22 protein-coding genes and 2 tRNA genes are annotated in these 23,302 nt (G+C 44.8%); 12 read left to right on the forward strand and 12 right to left on the reverse strand.

What is annotated here, in order from left to right; all coding sequences use genetic code 11:
* Positions 1–43 precede the first annotated feature (43 nt).
* The 4 genes from B5J93_RS08240 (at position 44) to B5J93_RS08255 (ending at position 1,867) form a co-directional block, all read left to right on the forward strand.
* Positions 44–598, forward strand: a complete 555-nt coding sequence (locus tag B5J93_RS08240; RefSeq protein WP_079325958.1) for a DUF4189 domain-containing protein — start codon at positions 44–46, stop codon at positions 596–598.
* Positions 599–668: 70 nt separating this feature from the next.
* Positions 669–1,148: a hypothetical protein gene (locus B5J93_RS08245; protein WP_079325959.1), complete on the forward strand. Its 480-nt coding sequence runs from the start codon at positions 669–671 to the stop codon at positions 1,146–1,148.
* Between the two features lie 20 nt (positions 1,149–1,168).
* Positions 1,169–1,582 carry a hypothetical protein gene (locus tag B5J93_RS08250; protein ID WP_079325960.1) on the forward strand — a complete coding sequence of 138 codons (414 nt, stop codon included), beginning with the start codon at positions 1,169–1,171 and terminating at the stop codon, positions 1,580–1,582.
* 21 nt (positions 1,583–1,603) lie between these two features.
* On the forward strand, positions 1,604–1,867 hold the full coding sequence (locus B5J93_RS08255; protein WP_143823515.1) for a hypothetical protein: 264 nt from the start codon (positions 1,604–1,606) through the stop codon (positions 1,865–1,867).
* Between the two features lie 205 nt (positions 1,868–2,072).
* Here the strand turns inward: B5J93_RS08255 and B5J93_RS08260 are convergent, their stop codons facing one another.
* The 3 genes from B5J93_RS08260 to B5J93_RS08270 all read right to left on the reverse strand — a co-directional run bounded on the left by B5J93_RS08260 (position 2,073) and on the right by B5J93_RS08270 (position 5,069).
* Positions 2,073–4,349, reverse strand: coding sequence for a primosomal protein N' (locus tag B5J93_RS08260; RefSeq protein WP_079325976.1), 2,277 nt, complete (start codon positions 4,347–4,349; stop codon positions 2,073–2,075).
* 64 nt (positions 4,350–4,413) lie between these two features.
* A complete protein-coding gene (locus B5J93_RS08265) occupies positions 4,414–4,794 on the reverse strand; it encodes a Rid family detoxifying hydrolase (RefSeq protein ID WP_079325962.1) in 381 nt (126 codons plus the stop codon).
* An 89-nt stretch (positions 4,795–4,883) separates the two neighbouring features.
* Positions 4,884–5,069: a hypothetical protein gene (locus B5J93_RS08270; protein WP_029102089.1), complete on the reverse strand. Its 186-nt coding sequence runs from the start codon at positions 5,067–5,069 to the stop codon at positions 4,884–4,886.
* Positions 5,070–5,220: 151 nt separating this feature from the next.
* On the opposite strand from B5J93_RS08270, the gene B5J93_RS08275 reads away from it, so the two are divergent.
* Positions 5,221–6,003: a M48 family metallopeptidase gene (locus B5J93_RS08275; RefSeq protein WP_079325963.1), complete on the forward strand. Its 783-nt coding sequence runs from the start codon at positions 5,221–5,223 to the stop codon at positions 6,001–6,003.
* Between the two features lie 75 nt (positions 6,004–6,078).
* Here the strand turns inward: B5J93_RS08275 and B5J93_RS08280 are convergent, their stop codons facing one another.
* From B5J93_RS08280 to gmk, 3 genes are all read right to left on the reverse strand, one after another.
* On the reverse strand, positions 6,079–8,277 hold the full coding sequence (locus B5J93_RS08280) for a RelA/SpoT family protein (RefSeq protein WP_079325964.1): 2,199 nt from the start codon (positions 8,275–8,277) through the stop codon (positions 6,079–6,081).
* A gap of 244 nt (positions 8,278–8,521) precedes the next feature.
* On the reverse strand, positions 8,522–8,782 hold the full coding sequence (gene rpoZ, locus B5J93_RS08285) for a DNA-directed RNA polymerase subunit omega (RefSeq protein ID WP_079325965.1): 261 nt from the start codon (positions 8,780–8,782) through the stop codon (positions 8,522–8,524).
* 86 nt (positions 8,783–8,868) lie between these two features.
* Complete coding sequence (gmk, locus tag B5J93_RS08290) at positions 8,869–9,501, reverse strand: guanylate kinase (RefSeq protein ID WP_115236966.1); 633 nt, start codon at positions 9,499–9,501, stop codon at positions 8,869–8,871.
* A gap of 114 nt (positions 9,502–9,615) precedes the next feature.
* On the opposite strand from gmk, the gene ispH reads away from it, so the two are divergent.
* Both ispH and B5J93_RS13540 read left to right on the forward strand, forming a co-directional pair.
* Positions 9,616–10,548, forward strand: coding sequence for a 4-hydroxy-3-methylbut-2-enyl diphosphate reductase (gene ispH / locus B5J93_RS08295; protein ID WP_079325967.1), 933 nt, complete (start codon positions 9,616–9,618; stop codon positions 10,546–10,548).
* Between the two features lie 149 nt (positions 10,549–10,697).
* Positions 10,698–10,868 (forward strand): hypothetical protein, encoded by a 171-nt coding sequence (locus tag B5J93_RS13540; RefSeq protein ID WP_158080716.1) that lies wholly within the window; start codon positions 10,698–10,700, stop codon positions 10,866–10,868.
* A gap of 11 nt (positions 10,869–10,879) precedes the next feature.
* Here the strand turns inward: B5J93_RS13540 and B5J93_RS08300 are convergent, their stop codons facing one another.
* Together B5J93_RS08300 and argG are read right to left on the reverse strand one after the other, a co-directional pair.
* Entirely contained in the window at positions 10,880–12,256 is a 1,377-nt protein-coding gene (locus B5J93_RS08300; RefSeq protein ID WP_079325968.1) for a WS/DGAT/MGAT family O-acyltransferase, read from the reverse strand.
* A gap of 445 nt (positions 12,257–12,701) precedes the next feature.
* A complete protein-coding gene (gene argG / locus B5J93_RS08305) occupies positions 12,702–14,036 on the reverse strand; it encodes an argininosuccinate synthase (RefSeq protein WP_079325969.1) in 1,335 nt (444 codons plus the stop codon).
* Positions 14,037–14,248: 212 nt separating this feature from the next.
* Between argG and B5J93_RS08310 the strand changes: the two genes are divergently transcribed.
* Genes B5J93_RS08310 through B5J93_RS08320 form a run of 3 tightly spaced genes read left to right on the forward strand, consistent with a single transcriptional unit; the run spans position 14,249 to position 16,091 of the window.
* On the forward strand, positions 14,249–14,740 hold the full coding sequence (locus B5J93_RS08310) for a L,D-transpeptidase (RefSeq protein ID WP_079325970.1): 492 nt from the start codon (positions 14,249–14,251) through the stop codon (positions 14,738–14,740).
* Between the two features lie 41 nt (positions 14,741–14,781).
* Positions 14,782–15,099, forward strand: coding sequence for a hypothetical protein (locus B5J93_RS08315; RefSeq protein WP_079325971.1), 318 nt, complete (start codon positions 14,782–14,784; stop codon positions 15,097–15,099).
* A 23-nt stretch (positions 15,100–15,122) separates the two neighbouring features.
* A complete protein-coding gene (locus tag B5J93_RS08320) occupies positions 15,123–16,091 on the forward strand; it encodes a LysR family transcriptional regulator (RefSeq protein ID WP_079325972.1) in 969 nt (322 codons plus the stop codon).
* A 203-nt stretch (positions 16,092–16,294) separates the two neighbouring features.
* Here the strand turns inward: B5J93_RS08320 and B5J93_RS08325 are convergent.
* From B5J93_RS08325 to B5J93_RS08340, 4 genes are all read right to left on the reverse strand, one after another.
* Positions 16,295–16,371: transfer RNA gene (locus tag B5J93_RS08325), tRNA-Asp, on the reverse strand.
* Between the two features lie 35 nt (positions 16,372–16,406).
* Positions 16,407–16,482: transfer RNA gene (locus B5J93_RS08330), tRNA-Val, on the reverse strand.
* A 203-nt stretch (positions 16,483–16,685) separates the two neighbouring features.
* Complete coding sequence (locus tag B5J93_RS08335; RefSeq protein WP_079325973.1) at positions 16,686–17,402, reverse strand: nucleotidyltransferase family protein; 717 nt, start codon at positions 17,400–17,402, stop codon at positions 16,686–16,688.
* A gap of 140 nt (positions 17,403–17,542) precedes the next feature.
* The gene (locus B5J93_RS08340; RefSeq protein ID WP_079325974.1) at positions 17,543–18,568 is read right to left on the reverse strand and encodes an aminoglycoside phosphotransferase family protein; all 1,026 of its coding nucleotides are present in this window, start codon (positions 18,566–18,568) and stop codon (positions 17,543–17,545) included.
* Between the two features lie 453 nt (positions 18,569–19,021).
* Between B5J93_RS08340 and B5J93_RS08345 the strand changes: the two genes are divergently transcribed.
* On the forward strand, positions 19,022–21,985 hold the full coding sequence (locus B5J93_RS08345) for an LPS-assembly protein LptD (protein WP_228144903.1): 2,964 nt from the start codon (positions 19,022–19,024) through the stop codon (positions 21,983–21,985).
* A gap of 86 nt (positions 21,986–22,071) precedes the next feature.
* Complete coding sequence (locus B5J93_RS08350) at positions 22,072–23,061, forward strand: peptidylprolyl isomerase (RefSeq protein ID WP_079325975.1); 990 nt, start codon at positions 22,072–22,074, stop codon at positions 23,059–23,061.
* Positions 23,062–23,302 lie beyond the last annotated feature (241 nt).

A 23,302-nucleotide genomic window follows, 5' to 3' on the forward strand; every position in this document is an offset into this window, starting at 1 on the left:
AAGGGATACAGTTGCTACGGCTTAACTTTAAAAGGAAAAATTTATGAAAATTTTAAAACTTTCTGCCACCGCCCTAATCATAGGAGGGGCAAATATGTTATTAAGCCAATCGGCTTTGGCGTGTTCTCCCAATTTACCCAATTATGGCAATTGTGTGCGTATGCAACAACAACAAGCAGAGCAACACGCTTATCAAATGCACCAACAACAAAGTGGTGGTTATGGTAATATGAGCTCTAGCGGTTACAGTTATGGTGGCGTACAACATAAATATATTGGACTTGCTTGGACAAAAGACAACAAGCCATTTTTTGATAATAGCATCATGATTACACTGTCTGATACACCCACCGAAAATGATTGGATAATACAAGACAAGCTTACGCTTGGTCAATGCGAGCACAGCAGTCGCCGTAGCCCTTGCAGAATGGCTTATTCCATGATAAATGGCTGTATCGCCATCGCCAAAGTCGGCGAGATGATGTATGCTGACGGCGGTGCCAGTTGCGATGAAGCCAAACAAAAAGCGATGCAATTATGCCAAGCCGAAGATAAAAGCGCCAATGCCTGTAAAATTCATACAAGCAAAAAATCCTAATAAACACCAAACACACCGTTTAAAATAAGTCTTTAAATGGTGTGTGCTAATTCATTTAAGAGAAATTTTAATGAAAAAACTTACTTTATCCGCCCTAATCCTAATTGCTTTTGCCAATTTATCAGGCTGTATGTCCATCGTCTCTGAAATTAAAAATGAGCGAGAAAAAGCCGTTGCCGACTGTGATAAATTCCCAAAAATTAAAGGACATCATTTGACCTATTGCCCCAATACCCATTATGCCATCGCCAAAAAAGCTATGGGGCAATACACGCTTATCAAACCAACAGGCGAAATGAGTGCGCATTATGATAATATAACTTTTTCAACTCGTCATAAAGAGCGGTTTTATTTTATTGTAAAGCAAAACAAACAAACGGGCGTGATGAATTTGGACGGACAAATGATTTTGCCATTAGATAACTATACAGGTTTTATCAGTTATGATTATACTAATGGCTTTGCTGTTTGTGGGGCGTTTGGCAGTGTTGGCAATGCAGGCTATCAAAAAACTTGCTATGATGAAAATGGCAATAAAACCACACTTTAATTAATTTAAAAGGAAAACTTATGAAAAAATTGATTTTAACTGCTTTAATCAGCACGGCTTTGTTTTCTAATATTGTTAATGCAGAAACTTATTTTGAATGCACCGATACAGACAATAACCACATTAGTCTAAAAGATAATGGTGATTTAATTCGTTATCAATTTAAAAATAACGATGGCGAAACTTATTTTGATATGACAAAAAATAGCATTACTGCCAAAACAGATTATTTTGACAATATTCAAGAACAATATGCTGAATTTTTTGGCGATAATGTACATTATTATTTTGCTCATCGCAAATTTGCTAATGGTAAAGAAGATATATATTTAGAAATTACAATGAATGATGAATTTGGCGACATCAAGGAAATTCGTCAATGCAATCAAGAATTGCCAATTTTAAATTCTTTGTATTTATTAATCAATTCTTGATATTAAAAGAAAGAAATCGTTATGAAAAAGTTAATGTTATCCGCTTTAATAAGTACGGTTTTATGTTCTAATATGGCGTTTGCAGAAAATTCGCCTAAAATTCATCATTTACCCGAACATATCAAAAGCCATGATGAATTGGTGCAAATAACCGCCCCCATCGCCAATTCAAATCCTAATTCTTACTATGAGTTTGAATTTGAATTGGTTGATGTGCCGAAAAATTTGGAGCTTATCTCGGTAAATGGTAACTATTGGGCGAATAATTGCTTTTATTCTTTATAAGGTAAGCGATAATAAATATACGGTGCGTATTTATGATGATTATTAGTAAAATTAAGATTATTTAAAAAATGGCGTGATATGTGAATGGAAACTCAATCATGGCGAATTTGTCTTTTTTGTCTTTGTCCAAAAAGACAATCCCAATTTAACCCAAAAAAATACCATGACCTTTGATGATTTTATCAAGAAAAACCACTTTGACCATCTACCATCCCACAGGGTCAATGTCTATCGCCATCTTAACCCCCCGAGAGCTGGGCAGGGCAAGCACACCCTGCCACCACCATGCCAACACGTCATGTAACACTTTGCGTTCTTTGGCAAGGATGAGCATCTGCACATGAAAGCGGTTGTTTTTCTTGACCATCGGGGCATCAATGGGGGCAAGCACGGCAAAGGGATGAGCTTGGGGCAGATGGTTTTTTGCTCCGATGATGGCATTTTTGGCGACATCAAGCCGATGAGCATCCGCCCGCACCAGTACCGCATGACTATACGGTGGCAGTCCCAACCCATACCGTTCTGCCAATAAGTCATGGGCGAATTTATCATAACCGTAGCGTATCAAATCAAGCAGTAACGGATTATCAGGGCTTAGGGTCTGTATCAGCACCTCCCCTGCCCGTCCTGCACGCCCTGCCCGTCCTGCCACCTGCATAATCATCTGGGCGGTGTGTTCAGGCGAACGAAAATTAGGCGACAAAAATCCGCTGTCAGCATTGACAATCACCACTAGCGTGACATTAGGAAAATGATGACCTTTTGCCAGCATTTGTGTACCCACCAATATCATCGGCTCGCCCGTACTGACACGTTCATACAGTCTATCCCACGCCCCCTTGCCACGCACCGTATCACGGTCTATCTGCACGATGGGATAAGGGGTTTGGACGGTTTGGGGATTGGCAAAAATGCCATGCAACCTTTCGTACAACTGCCCTGTCCCCTGCCCCAAATGTACAAGATTTGGGCTATGACAGCTCGGGCAAACCTTGGGCGTCACCACCTGATAGCCACAATGATGGCATTTTAGATAATCATACAGATACTGCTCATTGGCATGGCGTGCTTTTTTAAAGGGGTTTTTGTGCAAGGTCAGATGACTGCTACACCGCACGCAGTCCGCTTGCCAGCCACACGCCCCACATAAGAGAATCGGGGCATAGCCACGGCGATTTAGAAACATCAACACCTGCTCGCCTCGCCCTAAGGTCTCACGCACCGCCTGCACTGTCTGATGAGCCAGTTCGGTATCACGGCTCTCGCCTGTCATGTCCGTCTGCCATTGTGTTCCCATTCTCATGTCCACAAGGCGAAACGTGGGCGGTATCGCACCCCCTGCCCGTTTGGTGAGTTTGCATTCATGCAGTTTGCCATCACGGACAAGTTTAATTTGTTCAAGGCTGGGCGTTGCCGTGCCTAGCACCACAGGGATTTGTTTTAGCACCCCCACATACAACGCCACATCACAGGCGTGATATCGCAAATGGTCTTGCTGTTTAAAGCTTGTATCGTGAGCTTCATCAATAATAATCAGTCCCAAATTGGCAAAGGGGTAAAACAGTGCCGAACGTGTGGCGATGATTATTTGGGCCTGCCCCTGCCGACACGCCTGCCATCCCGACAGCCGTTCTTTGTCGTTTAATGATGAATGCAACACCACGACATTCGCCCCAAAGCGTGCCGAGAAACGCTCCCGACTCTGTGGGGTCAGTCCTATCTCAGGCACCATAATCAGCACCTGCCGACCCTGTGCCAGTACCTGCTCCATCGCTTGTAGATATACTTCGGTCTTACCCGAGCCTGTCACTCCATTGAGCAGTATACCTTGATAACGCCCGTCATGTATGCTTTGGCTTATCTGCGTTAGTGCCAAGCGTTGTTCGTCATTTAGGGTCAGTGGCTCTTGCACCACTTGGGCAGGCAGGGGCGGTGTGTTTGGGGCAGTGTGGCATTCTATCAGCTCTTTTTGGACAAATAGTGTCAAATTTCGCTCTGTTACCCCAAGTATCCGCAAGGTGTGTTTGGTGGCGTTCGGGTTATCACGGATAACGGCAAAATCAGCGTGCTGTTTTTTGGCGGTTTTGCTTAGCACGCCTTTGACAAACTCATCATCAGCATGAGCGACTGCCTGATATCGCCATACCTCATCACTGACATCCGCCCCTGCCTTGATGAGCGTGGGTAACATGACCGCCATCGTGTCGCCCAGCGGATAATGATAATAAGACGACAGCCATCGGGCAAGTTTAAAAAAATATTCATCAAAAATCGGCTCATCATCTATCACATGAATGAGCGATTTTAATTTATCCTGTGGCACATCACTGTCATCGGGGTGGACATGATTTGCCACGATGCCGATAAACTCTTGGCGACCGAACGGCACTTTGACACGCACGCCTATCGGTGGCAACACGTCCGCCACACGATAATCAAACAGGCGATAAAGCGGTACAGGCAAGGCGACTTGGATTAGCATGGTGTGGCCTTTAACATAAAAATAAGGGCGGTATTCGCCCTTACATTGACATTTATTAAAATTTTTATTCAATATATAAAATCGCTTCAATCTCCACCAACGCCCCTTTTGGTAAGGCAGAGACTTCTAAGGCGGCACGGGCAGGATAAGGAGCGGTGAGACGGGCTTCAAAGATTTGATTTAATTCATTAAAATCATTCAAATCATCTAATGATACGTTAAACTTCACCACATCCGCCAAACTGCCCCCCGCTGCTTTGGCAATGGCTTCAATATTATCAAACACCTGCTCAGCTTGGGCGGTGAACCCATCACGCAAGGTCATGCTTACAGGGTCAAGCCCGATTTGACCTGAGACATAGACGGTATTGCCCACCTTGACAGCTTGTGAGTATGTTCCTACCGCTTTTGGGGCGTTGTCAGTATGAATGATTTGTTTTGGCATGGTTATTCCTAAGATATTTCTATGTTTAAATGCTGTTCAAATACTATTTATTTTAAACGGTGTTCATTTGTCTATAATTTACCCGCTTATTACTTGCTCATCTTATTGGCTTGCCAACGAGCCATAATTTTATCCCACAGACTCATGGCAGGCTCGCCTGTATAGACGATGTTACCTGCGACATTATCGGATGTCTTTGGCAAAAGATTGGGTTCGGTTTTGCCCAAAAAATGCACCACGTCAGATTTAGAATTTAGGTCAATTTGACAACACATGGCTTACTCCCTAAGAAATGGTAATATTATATTAAACAAATTACCATGAATATTCAAGTGTTTTTTATTGTTAAAGCACCCGTTCACCATATTGTTTTTAAACTTTGAAAATGCTATGATGGTTTTATATTTTACCCAATCAGGACTTTTTATGAAAAAATTAAGCATCGTCCTACTTAGTGCCACCTTGACTTTATCGGGTTGCACCACCGTTGCTGACATGGCAGGCATGGACACCAAAACTCTAAACGCCCAAGCAGGATCCCACTATCAACAAATGCTCAGCAAAGCCAAGATTGATACCACATCAAACACCGCCAAGACCGTTCAACGTGCCTTTGACCGTCTAAGACCACATGCCGACTCGCTAAATAACACAGGCGTGCGTTTTGACTGGCAAATGACCGTGGTTAGGGATAAAACCGAGAATGCTTGGGCGATGCCAGGGGGCAAGATGGCATTTTACACAGGGCTTGCTGAGAATTATAACTTGACCGAGAGCGAGATTGCCGCCATTGTCGGACATGAGATGGCTCACGCTTTGCTAGAACACAGCAAAAAACAAATGGGGGCAAACGTCCTGTCTAGCCTAGCGGTACAACTTGGTGCCGCCGCTGTCCAAGCCAATACAGGTTATAATGCCGACATGGTCAATCTCGGGGCAAGTGTGTTACACGAATACGGACTTGATAAACCCTACTCTCGCCATCACGAATACGAAGCAGATGCCCTAGGCATGAGACTGATGGCGATGGCAGGCTACAACCCTGCTGATGCCATCAACGTTTGGAAAAAGATGAACGCCAAAAAAGGCGGTGGTAGCAAGGCAGGTAGCATTCTCTCTACCCACCCCAATAACGACAGTCGTATTCAAGCGATGGAAAAGCTCTTTCCTGAGAACCGTGCCATCTATGAACATGCCATCAAACATTAATATAAATTATCATGGCATGGTCGAAAACAAACCCTGCACATTGGCAGGGTTTGTTTTGTGCAAAAGCACAGAGCATTAGGTCGGCATCTGATACAGTCGCATGATACTAGGATAGCCCAGCACTTGGCGTAGCTTCATGATACCTTCTTCTAAATGAGCTCGGGAACGCACCACCACCTGTATAAAGGTCGCCCCGACCCCACCGCCTGATTTCTCATCTGCCTTGACAGATGTCTGCTCAATACCAATGTTCAAATCACGCAGCTCATAAATCGCCTGACTCATCTGCTCTTCATTTAGCATGGCGTGGATTTTGAGTGTGGCAGGAAAATGCAGCTGTCCAATCGAGTTGGCATGGTCAAGCTTGATATCCGACTTCCAGTTGAGCTGTATGACCTGATAAGGATTCTCAGCACGGATGTTTTCTAGTGAATAGCATTTATGACGATGGACGGTCAGCCCTTGACGTGCCGACAGATGTCCGACAATGTTATCGCCATACATGGGATTACAACATCTGGCAAAGGTAATCTCCACACCCTTAATGCCTGCCAATAAATGCTTGGTTTGGGTAATCTCCGCCCCGTCTGCCACATCCACTTCTTCGCTAAACAGACGAGAGACGACCAACTGTGGCAGTAGTGTGCCTGTGGCGATTTGCAGGAAAATCTCGCTTTGGCTTGCCACGCCACGCCACGCCAAAATATCCGCCCAATCCTGCTCGGATAAGTCATCTAGTGTTTTATCATAAGGCTTTAAGGCACGCATCAAGGCTTCTTTGCCATAATGCTCTTTTTGATCATGGGGCAGATGTTTTAGGAATTTTAAAATCTCATTGCGAGCTTTGTTGGTCGCCACAAAGCCAAGCCAATCTGCCTTGGGCGTGGCATTTTTATCAATATCAATGCTCACGGTGTCACCATCTGCTAGCATCAACCCAAGCTTACCATGCTCGCCATTGATGTCCGCCCCTGTGGCGATGTTACCCACGGCAGGTCCGACCGCATAAGCAAAATCGAGTGCCGTCGCCCCACGGGGTAGCTCATAGGCACGCCCTTGGGGACTATAACAGACGATTTTACGCTCATGCAGATGGCTCATGAGCTCATTGATGACTTTGAGCGACGTCTCCGCATCTTCGCCTTCGACCGCCGCCAAATCCTTCATGTTACGCAAACTTGCCTGTATCACCGACTGACTGATGTCATTTTTGCTATTGCCAAGCACGCCCAAGCGAGACGCTTCTTTCATGCGTGCGGTCATGAGCGTGACTTTGATGAAGTTATAATCTTTTTGATAAATCAGCGACAGCGACTGATTGCCCCCTGCTAGGGGTTTACGGATGTTGTCCTGAATGTTACGGTCAGCGATTTCAAACTTTTGGATAAGATGATACGCCAGTTTGTCGCACGCCCCGATGTCTTCTAGCACCACCTCAAAATCATATTGGCGAATCAAGCGGTTGGCTTGCCCACGGTTTTTAAAGAACTGCCGATACATGCTTGTGCGGTTGTCCAGCACCTGCACATGTCCTTTTAGGTTTAGATGTCCTAGCAAGTTTTGTAGATAAGTGCTAATCTCAATCTTTTGAAAATTACGCCCCAAACCATGTTGTAACAGCTTGTCATTAAATTTGTTGTACATGGCAGGGTTAAGGTTGCGATAACACAAAAGCTCGATGTAGTCAGCGATGTCGTTTAGCCCCATAATGCGCGCGAACGGCACATAAAAATCCAACGTCTCACGAGCGGTTGATTTTTGTTTTTCTTCTCGCACTGCATCCATGGTACTCATGTTATGCAAGCGGTCAGACAGCTTGATGATAAGGACACGGGGGTCTATGAGCGTGGCATTTAAAATCTTATGAAAAGTCGCTGCCTGTGACTGCTGTTTACTCATGTTGCCCGATTTTAGCTTGGTTACGCCATCCACCAGCCGTGCCACCGTCTCGCCAAACTCACTTGCCACCAGCTCATCGGTGACTTCGGTGTCTTCTACCGTGTCATGCAAAATCGCAGCAATGATAGAATCTTTATCAAGTGAGAACCCCGCCAAAATCTCCGCCACCGCAATGGGATGCGTGATGTACGGCTCGCCCGATTTGCGTTTGTCCTTGATGTGTGCCATGTCGCCAAAATGGCACGCTCGTAGCACGTCCGCCCGCTCTTTGGCATCTAAGTAACTGACCGCATTCATCAGGCTGTCTTTGGCTTCATCCACCAAAGGATGACTAAAACGTGTGGGGATATTATCGGCGTGGTAGTTGGCTAACATGATTGGTTTGGCTCGGTAGTGTGTTGATTGGGTTTGTTAATTGAAAAAAAGCTCTTGAAATGGGGCATGATTTTATCTAAAAAATCCTCAATCCGAACCTTATAATTAATCAGTTTTTCGTTAAATTGTCAAGGGAAAATTATCCGTTTTTATGGAGTTATTTTTATGATAAAATCAGAAAGTTTAATGAATAACAAAACAAAAAACCACGCCAAAAGCATGGTTTTTAGGGCTATGTATGATTTTAAAAACCGTTAGCCGTTGGATCAAACGGTGGCGGTTCTTTTTTCACATAAACTTCTTCGGGCTTATCTAAAATCGTACGGGTCACATGACCATCGGCAATCTCACGCAGGGCAAGCACGGTTGGCTTGTCGCCTTCGGGAGTCACCAATGGGTCGGCACGCCCTGTGGCAAGCTGACGTGCTCGTCTTGACGCCACCAAAATCAAATCAAAACGGTTATCCACCGTATCCAAACAATCTTCAATCGTCACTCGTGCCATAAATCACACTCTTTACATTGATAACAATCTATTATTATAACAGATTTTTACTATTTTAAAAGTGGAAAATTAAGGTTTGACACACCCTAACTTGCCAATAACTGACTGATTAATTTTTCATGGCGTGCCGTTTGCTTGTCAATGGCAAGGCGATAAGCAGTGATGATGGATTTTATCTCAGATAATGCCACATCAAAATCATCATTAATCACAACATAGTCAAAGTTCACATACTCTTGCATCTCACGCACCGCCCCTGCCAGTCTGGTCTCGATGACCTTTGTGGCATCTTGGTTGCGATTCATCAGACGGCTACGCAGGGCTTCACGGCTTGGTGGCAGGATAAAAATCATCACCGCTTGGGGAATGAGTTTTTTGACTTGCAGAGCCCCTTGCCAATCAATCTCCAAAATCACGTCCATGCCCGCACCGAGCAGATCATTGACCGCTGTCTTACTGGTGCCATAATAATTGCCAAACACTTCGGCATGCTCCAAAAACTCACTCTCCCCCACCAAGCGGATAAACTCATCTCTATCAGTAAAATAATAATGCTCGCCATCAATCTCACCACGCCTGGGTTCACGGGTGGTGTGTGAGACACTGACCACGAGATTTTTAGTGGTGGCAAGTAGCTCCTTGACCAGTGAAGTCTTGCCTGTGCCTGAGGCGGCGGTGATGATAAAAAGCGTGCCTTGGGTGGGGTTTGTGTTTGTCATGATGATTTCGCCAAATGATGATGATTGACAAATTATAGCACAAATTGTCATATCCTAAAACGACAAATTATGGTAAAGTAAGCCATTTGATGTGAAGTTATTTGGAAATTTTTCATGCAAATTTTACTTGCCAATCCCCGTGGTTTTTGTGCTGGCGTTGACCGTGCCATTGCCATTGTCAATGAAGCCTTACGCCGTTTTAATCCGCCCATTTATGTCCGCCATGAAGTCGTGCATAACAAATTTGTGGTCGAAGACTTGGCTCGCCGTGGGGCGGTGTTTGTCGAAGAGCTGGACGAAGTGCCTGATGGGGCGATTGTGATTTTCTCGGCTCATGGCGTATCTAAGGCGGTTGAAGATGAGGCGACACGTCGTGATTTGACCGTGTTTGATGCCACCTGCCCTTTGGTAACCAAAGTGCATATTGAAGTGGGCAAATTTGCCAAAGGCGGTATGGATGCCATTCTTATCGGACACGCAGGACATCCTGAGGTGGAAGGGACGATGGGGCGATTTGATACAAGTTTTGGCGGTCGCATTCATCTGGTCGAAGATGTGGATGACGTGGCAAATTTAAACTTTGGGACGGACAAAGAGCTTGCTTTTGTCACTCAAACCACCCTATCTATGGACGACACCGCCCAAGTGATAGATGCCCTAAAAGACAAATTCCCCCAAATCAACGCCCCAAGAAAAGACGACATTTGCTACGCCACCCAAAACCGCCAAGATGCGGTCAAATCTTTGGCAAAAGAATGCGAGATTGTACTGGTGGTCGGCTCGCCCAACTCATCCAACTCCAACCGCTTGCGTGAGCTTGCCGAGCGACTGGGGGCAAAGGCATATCTTATTGATAACGCTTCTCAGATGAATAAGGCTTGGTTTAATGGCGTGGAGCGTGTGGGTGTTACCGCAGGTGCGTCCGCCCCCGAAGTACTTATCAAAGAAGTGCTAGACACCTTGCAAGACTGGGGAGCGGATGCTCCGACCGAGCTGTCGGGCATTGAAGAGAATGTTACTTTTTCTCTGCCAAAGAGTTTGCGATAATCATTCGGGCTTGTCATTAACCAGTCATAAACGAAACATCTGTTTACAATTTATCAAGCAAAATGGCGAAAAATGGTTGTCCCCACTTCTTAATTGAGCTACACTAAACCTGTAACCCACCATTAATTTTAATTAAGACAGGTACAGCCATGACTCGCCAAACCGCTCATCATCAAGCCACTCATTGCACTCGCCCTGCCATCATGACCGTCATTCATGGCGACAAGACACGCACCATCAGTAACGACATGATTGTCCAAACCCTAGCCAAATTAACCATGCCCATCACGCATGCAACGCCCAAACGATATGTGGCATAAGGTTTTTTACCCTACTCTTTTGGCAACAGCTTTTCAAACACCAACAATTCCTGCTCCAACAATTCAATCAGCTGTTCAATGTGTGGCAAGGCACTTTGGCAAGCGGTAATGCCAAAATCTATCTTGTCTTGATAATTGGTTAGCGTGATGTTTAAAGCCTGCCCATCTAATAGCACCGACGCAGGGAAAATCCCCGTCAGTCTTGCCCCATTAAGATACAATGGCGTATTATCCCCTGGTACGTTTGAGATGATGAGATTAAAGGCTTGGCGGGTCGGCATCACGCCCGTGCTTAGGTTGGCAAATGCCATGCCATAAGTAAGCAGGCTATAATTGATGACTTGTGCCTGATTCATGCGAGAAAATCGCTGTTTGCCATCATCCACGCTCGCCTTGATGGTCAAAAGACGCTCGGCAGGGTCAGATTTGTGCGTGGCAAGGTTGGTGAGAATGAACGAGAGCTGATTGCCCATGGCACTTTTATCACGGCGAAGCGATATAGGCACAAAGGCAATGAGTGGCTTGGCAGGCAAGGCATCTTGGGCAAGCAAATATTCACGTAACGCCCCTGCACAGATGGCAAGCAGGACATCATTGGTCGTCGCCCCAAAATGCTCGGCAATCTTTGCAAATCGCCCTTTTTTAAACGAGACGAACGACAGCTGGCGTGAACTGCTGATTTTTTGGTTTAAGATGGACTTGGGAGCATCAAAGGTACTGGTAAAATGCGGATTCTTTTCTCCAAAGTGATTTTTGACACTATTAACCAGCTCTCGCCCCACAGGATAGATGGTGGCAAGCTGTTCTTTGATGATTTTTAGGGGAGGTTTGTGAATGGGTAAGATGGCATTGATTTGACTGCGGTATTTGGTGGATAACGACCAAAACGGGGCGGTCATCTTCTCTGTCTTAGACGCTGAGAGCGACATTTGAAGCAGTCGCATACCAGCAATGCCATCTGCCATGGCGTGATGAATCTTTAAAAACAGGGCAAAGCGAGCGTTACCACCATCGTAAGCAGGGGCAAGCCCATCGATGAGATGAAATTCCCACAACGGCTTGGCTCTGTCCAACATCAGCCCATGCTCACGTGAGATATAATTCATCAGCTCTCGTGTACCACCAGGTTTGGGTAGGGCGACATGGCGAAAATGATGATTAACATCAAAATCCCCATCTGGCTCCCAAAACAGCCCCTTATTTAGCACTTGGTTAAAGGGGAAGCTCGGCTTGGTGCGTGTTACTTCAATGTCTGATACCAACTTTGTCAAAAAATCATCACCCGCCCCATCAGGCACCTCAAAAATACACAAACCTGAAACGTGCATCGGCTCTTTACAAGTTTCAAGCATTAAAAATACATGGTCAATGGCATTTAAAGCACGCACGTGTTATCCTTAATTGATGAAATTATTTATAAATGGGTTAAAATGACAGTTTAATGACATGAGTAAAAATATGATTAGTATAACAAATTTTTGTAAAAAATTTTATCAATCCATGACTATTTTTAAAAATTTTTTAGGGCGTGCCTGCCTTTGGTATTTGCAATGAAAAATGAGAAAAATCACACGTTTTTCAAGGAAAAGTTCGCAGTTGATATTGAAATATCAACAAGGATTTTGACGCAGAAAAACATCCGACCACTTAACTGGGTAAATTTTAAGAGTTTTAACTTAATTTTTTAAATTAAGTGGTCGGACAACCATTTTGCATGTAAAAATTAATTTAAAATATTAGGTTTTTCACTTATTTTATAAGAATGTTATCAATGGTAGGCACGCTCTAATAAAAAGAGCGAAACATTCAGCTCGCTCTTTTAATTGATATAACTTATTTGCTGTCAAGCTGTGGTACGGCATTACCACCCGACAGTCCCAAAAGCCCTGCATTACTATAAATACCGAGTTTGGCACGGGTATCAGCGATGTCAAGATTACGCATGGTCAGCTGTCCGATACGGTCAGTTGCGGTAAAGCTTGCGTCTTCTACTTTTTCCATAGACAGGCGTTCAGGCTCGTAGGTGAGATTGGGCGATTTGGTGTCTAGGATAGAGTAGTCGTTGCCACGGCGAAGTTCTAGCACCACTTCGCCCGTAATGGCTTTGGCGACCCAACGCTGGGCGGTCTCACGAAGCATTAGGGCTTGGCTATCAAACCAGCGACCTTGATAAAGCAAGCGACCCAAACGCAGTCCGTTAATGCGATATTGCTCAATGGTGTCTGCGTTGTGAATGCCCGTAACCAAGCGTTCATAAGCGATGTGCAAGAGAGCCATACCAGGGGCTTCATAGATACCACGAGATTTGGCTTCAATGATACGGTTCTCAATTTGGTCGGTCATGCCCAAGCCATGTCGTCCGCCGATTTCATTGGCTTTTAGCATGAGTGCCACAGGGTCGTCAAATGTCTCGCCATTTAATGCCACAGGATTACCTTCAAAAAACTCCACCGTAACGGTCTCGGGGACAATCTCCACGCTCTCGTCCCAATAGCGTACGCCCATGATAGGTTCTACGATTTTGTGGCTTGCGTTCAAAAACTCCAAATCTTTGGCTTCATGTGTCGCCCCAAGCATATTTGAGTCGGTAGAATACGCCTTTTCTTTGCTCATTTTGTAGTCAAAACCGTTATCAATGAGAAACTGGCTCATCTCCGCTCGTCCGCCAAGTTCATCAATAAAGGTTTCATCCAGCCAAGGCTTATAAATTCTAAGCTTAGGATTGGTCAGTAGCCCATAGCGATAAAAACGCTCAATGTCATTGCCCTTGTAGGTTGAGCCATCCCCCCAAATGTCCACGCCGTCGTCGCTCATGGCGGTTACGAGCATCGTGCCCGTTACCGCACGTCCTAATGGCGTGGTATTAAAATACGGCATACCACCTGTTGTGATATGAAACGCCCCGCACTGAATGGCACAAATGCCTTCACGGGCAAGCTGGGTACGGCAATCAATCAGGCGAGCCTTTTCTGCTCCGTATTGCATGGCTTTGGCAGGGATTGAGTCGTAGTCGGACTCATCGGGTTGCCCCAGATTGGCAGTATAAGCATAAGGCATTGCCCCTTTTTGTTTAATCCACAAAATGGCGGCAGACGTATCCAAACCGCCCGAAAATGCAATGCCAACCTTTTCGCCCAAGGGCAAAGATTTCAAAATGGTGCTACTCATACCAACTCCAATTTTCATAAAATAAAAGAATGCAATCCAAAAATTATAACACTTTTGGCAAATCTTAGGGTAAAAATTTTAAAAATTTGGCAAATTTTCATAAAAATAGGCGAAAAATTTTTAAAAATTTGCTAAACTAGTAAAATTTAAAATAGTCATCATTTTTAAAATTGATAACCCAGTCATCATAAAGTCATGATTGCCCTAACCCTATGATAACGCTAAAAATAGACACCACCGCCCAAAGTTTGACCGTATTTGATGGTGATAAGCTCATCAAAATCCTTCCTGTCTCTACCGCCAAAAATGGCACAGAACAGCTTGAAAATACAGGGTGTACGCCACTTGGTAAGCATATTATTAACAATAAAATTGGGGGCGAACACCCCAAAAATGCCGTCTTTGTCGGACGAGTGTTTACAGGTGAGATCTATGATGACAAGTTGGGGCAAACCAATTCTGACAGGGACTGGATTTTGAGTCGGATTTTGTGGTTAAAAGGTGTGGAAAATGGCTATAATCTTGGCAAAACCGCAGACGGTGCAGTGTGCGATACCCACGCTCGATATATCTACATTCACGGCACGCCCGATACCGAGCCTGTGGGCGTGCCGATGTCGCATGGCTGTATTCGTATGAGAAATGATGACGTGGTGTGGCTATATGATGTGGTAGATGTGGGGACACAAGTTTTAATCATTTAACCTATTTATCAAAAATATTTTCATCTTTTAAAAGGCAATTTATGAAATATTTATTATTATTTCCTATTATCGTATTAACCGCTTGTGTCAATATTCCCCACAAATCTGATAATAAAAAACCACAAATAACACAAACCGCCCAGTGGGATATTTTTATTATTTATTTTGACAAAAATAAAAAAGACAATTTATTAACACACATCAATCATCATCACGATGAGGTTGTTTATTTATATGATAACATAAATGCCGTGGCGGTAAAAATCACGGCAACTGATTTAGATAAACAAATACAATCTTATCAAGCGATTGATGGTGTTTTACAAATCACCAAAAATGAAATGGTGCAATTACATTAAATACAAAACATAAAAAGGCAATTATGAATTTACAAAAAGTTGATTTAAACCTGATTGTTTATTTGGACGTGCTACTGCGTGAGAAAAACGTCACCCGTGCCGCCGAACAGCTTGGCATTACTCAGCCTGCGATGAGTAATATTTTGCGTAGATTGCGTTCGCTGTTTAATGACCCCTTGCTCGTGCGGTCGTCTGAGGGCATGACCCCGACCGAGCGAGCCTGTGAGTTACAGCCACGTATTCGTGAGATACTCTCGGACGTAGGGATACTGTTGGAGCCACGCACCGAGTTTCGTCCATATAGCACGTCTCGGGTGTTTCGGATCATGACATCGGACTATGCCGAAGCCACACTTGTGCCACGCCTTGTCAAAGCCCTTAGAAGCGAAGCCCCGAACGTGATTTTGGACTTTTTGACCCCATCCGATGTGTCGTATCGGGACATGGAGCAGGGGCGAGTGGATTTGGCGATTAACCGTTTTAATGAGATACCGCAGAGTTTTCATCAGGTGCTGGTGTGGCGTGATACATTTAGTTGTCTGCTGTCGGCAGAGTCGCCCCATTTGCACCGTTTTAACCTAAAAAATTACCTAAAAGCTCAGCACGTCTGGGTATCCAAAACGGGCATGGGCGTGGGTTTTGGGGTCAATCCTGAAAAATCAGGCGGTTTGGGTTCCATCGACCAAGCCTTACAGCGACTGGGACAAAAACGCCAAATCAGCGTGTTTACCCGTCATTATCAAATGCCCGCCATGCTCGCCGCCAACAAAGATTTGATTGCCACGCTACCCACTCGTGTGGCAAATCTACAAGCCCAAAATAATCCACAAATCGTGGTCAAAGAACCGCCATTTTTCATTCCAGAATTTGAGCTTAAAATGGCGTGGTCGCCCCTACTACAACACCACCCTGCTCATAAATGGCTAAGACAGCTTATCATTCATGTGGCACGGCAAATCATGACAGAAGAAGACGCCAAACTGCGTCCATAAAACAACCTTTGAAGCTGTTGTATTATTTTTAGAATTTTAGAAATTAGGGTACGCCGCCTTTGATATCTCCTTGAAAACGGGCAATTTTTCTCATTTTATGGTAAATATGAAAGTAGGCATACCCTAGTGTATAAAATAAAGGCATAAAAAAATCCCTAAATCAGGGTAGACTTAGGGGATAAACTGGAAAAACCAGTTAAAAATGGCGCAGCGGACGGGACTCGAACCCGCGACCCCCGGCGTGACAGGCCGGTATTCTAACCAACTGAACTACCGCTGCTAAGCTAATCTTTTTTAACCATAAAAGATTTAAAATGGTGGGCGGTAACGGATTCGAACCGCTGACCCTCTGCTTGTAAGGCAGACGCTCTACCAACTGAGCTAACCGCCCGAACTCAACTTACTTAACTATTTTAATAAACAATTTAAACCATGTTTATTTGTTATGTATGTCGTTCGTTGTGGTGCGTATTATATAGATTTTTTGATGGGTGTCAAATGGTTTTTTGAGAAATTTTACATAAAATTTATAAACCATTGAAACTTATAAAATTATTTTTTAAAAACTATTTTATAAAATTCTCCCACCCGTTTTTACCAAACGCCCCGAACATACCGCTCCACTTCATGCAGTCGCTCCATCGTGCCGACATCAACCCATTTATCACTCAGCATCTCGCCACTGACACGCCCCCCTGCCATCGCCGAACGTAGCAGTGGTGCCAGTGGTGCTATCTCGCCCACGCCCACGCCTGCCACCATCTGTGGCGACATCACGCTAATGCCAGCAAAGGTGTAGTTGTCGCCATCATCGCTTTTTAGTCCGACCACACCCGACCCCCCTGCCGACATCTGTGCCAAAGCAAAATCGCCCGTGGGGTTATGCTCAGGATTGGCGGTCAGCATCAGATGAGCCAGATGATTACCAAGACTGTGATGAGCCAATCCGTCAAACGCAAACTCGCTCCACACATCGCCATTAATGAGCAAAAACGGCTCATCTTTTAGTTTCCCATGAGCCAGTGCATAGCGTATACCCCCTGCTGTCTCCAAAGGCTCAGGCAGGACGCTCTCATCGGATATGTGGATATTCACGCCAAAATCACGACCTTTAAAAAAGTCAATAATCACCCCGCCCAAATAGCCGACATTTAGAGTAATGTCGGTAATGCCTGCCTGTTTTAGACGTTCGATATGCCACACCATCAGGGGCTTTTGTGCCACCATCACAAGAGGCTTGGGCGTGGTCAGGGTCAAAGGACGCATTCTGGTGCCTTTACCTGCTGATAAAATCATGGCTTGGGTTATCATGGTTTGCCTTTTATAAATAAGTTTTTATAAATGATTGGGTTTTTAAAATAAATAAATCATATCAATTGTAAAATTAAACACATCAAACATCAAAATAAAAATAGGACAATTTATCATATCATCATCCTATTTTCATTTATTTATGCCGATATAAATACCTGATTATAAGTAGGTAGGATTTTTTGACAAATGAATTCCTTAAAATCAGTATAAATATCATCACCGCCCTGCTCACTTAGCCAGTTAAGCTCATGGCACAAATCATTCATCACTTTGGGGATGTTTTGCAAATAACGCGCTTTGCTATCTCGCTGATACAGACGAATAAAAATCCCCAAGACTTTTAAATGTCGCTGTATGCCCATGATATTGACATTTTTGGTAAAGTCATGCAATGTCATGTTCGGGTTTTTTAATTCATAAAAAATTCCAATCTGTTCATTCACCCACGTCTCATCCACATCAATGTACGCATCTCGCACCAAACTCACCAAGTCATAAGTATCTGCCCCAATCACCGCATCTTGAAAATCAATCACGCCCAGCTCATCAGACGCTTTATCTTGCATGAGATTGCGACTGTGATAATCGCGATGAACAATGACTTTGGGCTGACTTTGGACATCAGTGATGACTTGTGTTTTTAGTCGCTCCCATAATAACTCATCATCGGCGGTAAATGATACGTTAATATACGGCGAGAACCACTGGCTAAATAAATCCATCTCATCATTTAATTTCTCATCGCTATATGCTGGCAAATCAACATTAATATCCAAATCCTGTAATTTGATTAATGTCTCATAGGCTTTTTGATAATAGCGAGACATATTTGATTTATCGTCTTTGATTAAATGGGCAAATTCGGTCGTGCCAAAGTCTTGTAATAACAAAAATCCTTTGGGAATGTCTTGAGCGATGATGTCAGGCACATTCACCGCTTCACTCATGATACCTGCCACCGATACAAATTCAGTCACGCTCTCTTTGTCAGGCGGAGCATCCATCAAAAGATACGTCATTTCATCTTTATCGTGTTCGCTTGCCACCTTAAAATGAATGCGATGATAACGGCGAAAACTGGCATCTCCTGCCAAGCTCTCTACCGTAAAACCAGCAGTTAGGTGATTGTTTAAAAAATTCATCATCTCATCATGGCGAGTCATGGTATGCCCTTATGGTTAAAATCGTTAAGTTAAATGATTTGGTTAAATGGTTAAGTAAGTGCCATAGTTTAGCGGATTTTTGGGCGTTACACCAGTCATTTTCGGTGTATTGTTTTTTGACGGCAAATTTTTAAGACATGACAAAAACTAGGGCGTGCCTGCCTTTGGTATTTGCCATGAAAAACACCTAATTTAAAAAACAGGGGAATCGCCTATTTTTCAAGGAAAAAGTCCGCAGTTGATATTGAAATATCAACTGCGGACTTTGACTTCAAGCCACAAGATTTAGCCATTTTTCATATGAAAATGGCTTGAAATCCCTAAATTTTCATCATATTTTTAAAAAATGTTATCAAGGGTAGGTACGCCCTATTAATTTTAAATCAAAAATAGGGTAAAATAACCAACTTTAACCACATTTAAAAATCACCCTAAGTCAATTCAGGTAACATCATGACACGTGGACAGGCAACGCAGAACAAACAGGACAGACAAAAACAGGATTTTTTTGGCAAAAAACACGAATTGGCCATCTGTGTCGGCATGGCGTTGTTTGGCGTATTGCCTACCCTAAGTCACGCCCAAAGTTTTGTGACATCCGATGACATCACACGCCCAAGCTCCAACAGCACGATGAGCCATACGCCCACGCCTGCCGCCGTTCAAACGGTCGCAGGGGCAAAGGTAGAGGCTAAGACCGATGATGGTTTGGGATTTATTACCAACAATGACACCCAAACCGCCAATTCTGTCCCTACCATCACTCAGCCTAGACTTGCTCATCTGTCCCATCATGCCATCACTTCGCAAAGCCCCCAATACCGTACGCAGGACAACCCACAGCTTGATGATAATCCATATCTTAATGATAAACTGACAGGTAGTAACAAACAGGGTAACACATCAAATCATAACCCAAACCCCACATCATTTGTCACATCGGACATTCATGATAGTCAAGGCGGTAAGAGCAAGCAAAACACCACGTTTATCAGCAGTGAGAACATCGGCCAAGACCATCATGCCAACACACAAAAAAGCCAAAGTCTTGCCAAACTTGCCCAATATTATCACGCCAAGCCAAGCACAGGCGGACACGTGGCACGCTGTGAAGGGGTGTGGGTACAGCCTAAGCGAGAGAGTCTAAGCCAAACTCTGGGCTATCGGGGTCATGGCGATGATAACGAGACTTTCTACGCCCAAGCCGACTACGGCTACTATGACAATAAAGACTACGCCGAGCTTGCCGGTAATGTCATCATCGAACAAAACGGTCAGCAAATCGTCGCTGACAAGCTCATCTATCAGCCCAGCACAGGGCAAATGCGTGCCACAGGGCAAGTGCTGTTTAGTGATGACCGACCGCCCAGCACTGGCGGTAGCAAGGTAAGCGGTGCAGGGATTATCGGGGTTGCCGATAACTTATACTACGCCGATGATGGCAGGACCGCTACCGCTCATGACGTCGCTTTTGCCAGTACCACCATGAACGCCCACGGACATGCCCACACCCTAAACAAAGTCGGCGATAACCAATACCACATGCAGGACGTCATGTTCTCCACTTGCCCGCCAACCGAACGCAAATGGCATTTGGACGCCAGTAGTATTGACATTGATAACGACACAGGGCGTGGCGTGGCAAAAAACAGCACACTAAGAATCGGTAACGTGCCTGTCTTTTATTTGCCGTATTTTAACTTTCCCATTGATGACAGACGTGCCAGTGGCTTTTTGTTGCCAACGGCAGGGTTTGGCTCGGACAGTTTTGAGATTAGCACGCCCTACTATTTAAACCTTGCCCCTAACTATGACGCCACCATCACGCCCACGGTGTTTAGTAACAAAAATCCCATACTCACGGGCGAATTTCGCTACCTGACACAGCATGTCGGGGCAGGCGTGTTGCGTGGCTCTTATTTGCCCAATGACCGCAAATATAATGGCGAAGACCGCAAAAGCCTGTTTTATGACCACTCCTGGCAGTCCAAACGCCACCCCCATCTGTCCGCCTACGCTCATTATCGCTATGTCTCGGACAGCAGTTATCTTAATGACTTTGACACGCTCGGCATCGAAGGTAATCCACTTAACCTACCACGCAACATCGGAGCCAGCTACTATAATGACTACATCAGTGCCGACTTGCGAGCTGAGACATTTCAGACATTGCATGGCACAAATAACGACGGCACGACCATCTTAGATAAAGACAAGCCTTACTCACGCCTGCCCCAGTTGTCGGTTCATTATCGCTTGCCAAAACTTGTCAATGAATTTGACATGCTAAACCGCCTAAAAGTAGAAGGGATTCACAACTCTGCTTATTTTAAAAAATCCATCAAAGACAACTCCGAGACGGAAAAATCAGGCTTTCGCATGTACAACCAGCTCTCGGCAGGTTATCCGATGACTCGCTCATGGGGCTATGCCACGCCATCGCTTGCCTTGACACATCTGTATGCGTCTTATGATGAAGACAGTCTTATCGGACAAAATCTTACCGAAGACGAAGGCACTTATTCGGTGTTCGCCCCTAGGATTGGACTAGATACAGGGCTATTTTTTAAAAAGGCAGATTCACCCTTTGGGCTGTATGACGACAGCTTGGGCGGTCATCAAGTCATCATGCCACGCCTAAAATACACCTACACCCCCTACAAAGACCAAAGCAACATCCCCAACTTTGAAACTGCCATCGGACAAATTAGCTACGACCGCCTGCTGTCTGATTCTTGGTTCTTGGGCTATGACCGCATTGGCGACTTGCACGCCATCACCCCTGCCCTGCATTATCGCTATGTGGATGGGACGGGTCTGACACGCTTTGATGGGGGCATTGCCGAGCAGATTTATTTAGATGACATTCGTGTGGGCGTGGATGACAGCCAAACCTTTACAGGCAGCACATCAGGGATGGCGTGGCGAGCATCTACTCAGCCGACGGATAACTTTTGGGTGGAAGCGGGCGGGGCATTTACCCCCACCTATGACCTAAGCGCCATCGTCGCTCAGCTACGTTATCAGCCCAGTGATAATCAGCTGTACAACTTTGGTGTCATCGAACGCAAAGACAACCCCGCCACAGGTCAGCTTGCCCTATCGGCTTATACCGCATCTGCCGTCTTTCCCATCAACAACCGCTGGCGTGTCATGACCCAAGCCCAATACGACTACAAAAACGACCGCCTGCTCGATGCCTTGGTTGGGGTTAATTATGAAGATTGCTGTTATGGGCTGTCGGTCTATGCTCGTCGTTATCGCAACGACCTAAACCCCGAAGCAGGAGCGGATAACGCCATCATGGCAGAGATTCGCCTAAATGGCATCACCAGTGGCGGTAAGCTAAACCGTCTGATGTCGGATAAAGTCTTGGGTTATGACACCGTCAATCGAGCATGGCAGCAGGATTATTGATTTATTTAAATCATAGCATTTGACGAGATGATGATGAAATGCTAAACTGATTTGGTTTATTTATTAACAATTTTATAGGAACAACAATGAAACACCCCCTTATCCAATCCCTGCTTGCCATCAGTCTAAGCCTAGGCATGGCAACAGTCGCCACCGCCAACACCCCTAGCGTAACAAGCAGTACCGATGGCATTTTGGCACAGGTTAATGACGAGATTATCCTAAAAAGCGAGTTCATCACCGCCAGTCAAGTCATGGCTCGTGAATATCGTGACAGAGGCATTGCCTTATCTAACGCCGAAATCCAAAATCTTGCCATGGATGCCCTCATCACACGCAAATTACAGCTTGGACTGGTGAACCGTGCAGGGTTTAGCCCCAATGAAAATGCGGTCAATCGTGAACTGCTCGCCATCGCTAGCAAAGAAGGCTTTGACAGTCTAGCAGATTTTCAACGTTCGCTTGATGGCAAACAGGCAGGCAGTTATGCCGAACTTCGCCGTCAAGTCATCGAAGATGCCAGCCTAGTGGCACTATGGCAAGCCCAAGTCCGCCCACGCATTAACATCAGTGAGCAGGAAGTCAATGCTTTTTTAAACTCGCCTGAAGGACAAAAAATCCCTGTCGAACAAGTGCTTATCCCTGAATGGCAGACCAGTCATATTCTGGTCAAAGTCGATGATACTCAAAGTGATGCCATGGCACAACAAAAAATCAACGCCCTATACAGCGAACTACAAAAAGGAGCGGACTTTGGGGCGATGGCGGCCACGTATTCTGATGACACAGGCTCTGCCACCCAAAACGGTCGCTTGGGCTGGGTTACTGACGGGCAGATGGTGGCAGAGTTTGAAGCCATGATGAAAAATACTGTCGCTGGTGATTTTTCCACCCCGTTTCGCACGCAGTTTGGCTGGCACATCCTAAAAGTGGGAAACACCCGCCAACGAGACATGAGTAATGAAACACGCAAAGACAAAGCTCGTGAGATACTATTTAGCCGTCAAGCCCCCCAAGCCGAAGAAGACTGGGTGGATGAACTAAAAGCTGGGGCTTATATCAAGATTTTTGAATGAGTTTTACCAATAACAAAAGACGGCCGATGGTCGTCTTTTTTATCATCCGCTTTTAGCATTCCACCTTCCAAACAACTCAATTCCTACAAAAACCAACCAACAATCATAAAAAAAACTACCGTTTATCAATAATTTTTCATAAAACCGCTCCTATTGCAGGATTTTTAGTATAATTGTATTTTTTTATTAATTACAAACATTGATTTTATCAATCAACAACCTGTAAAATCGCAAAAATATC

Source organism: Moraxella equi (assembly GCF_002027555.1).
Classification (GTDB): Bacteria; Pseudomonadota; Gammaproteobacteria; order Pseudomonadales; family Moraxellaceae; genus Moraxella; species Moraxella equi.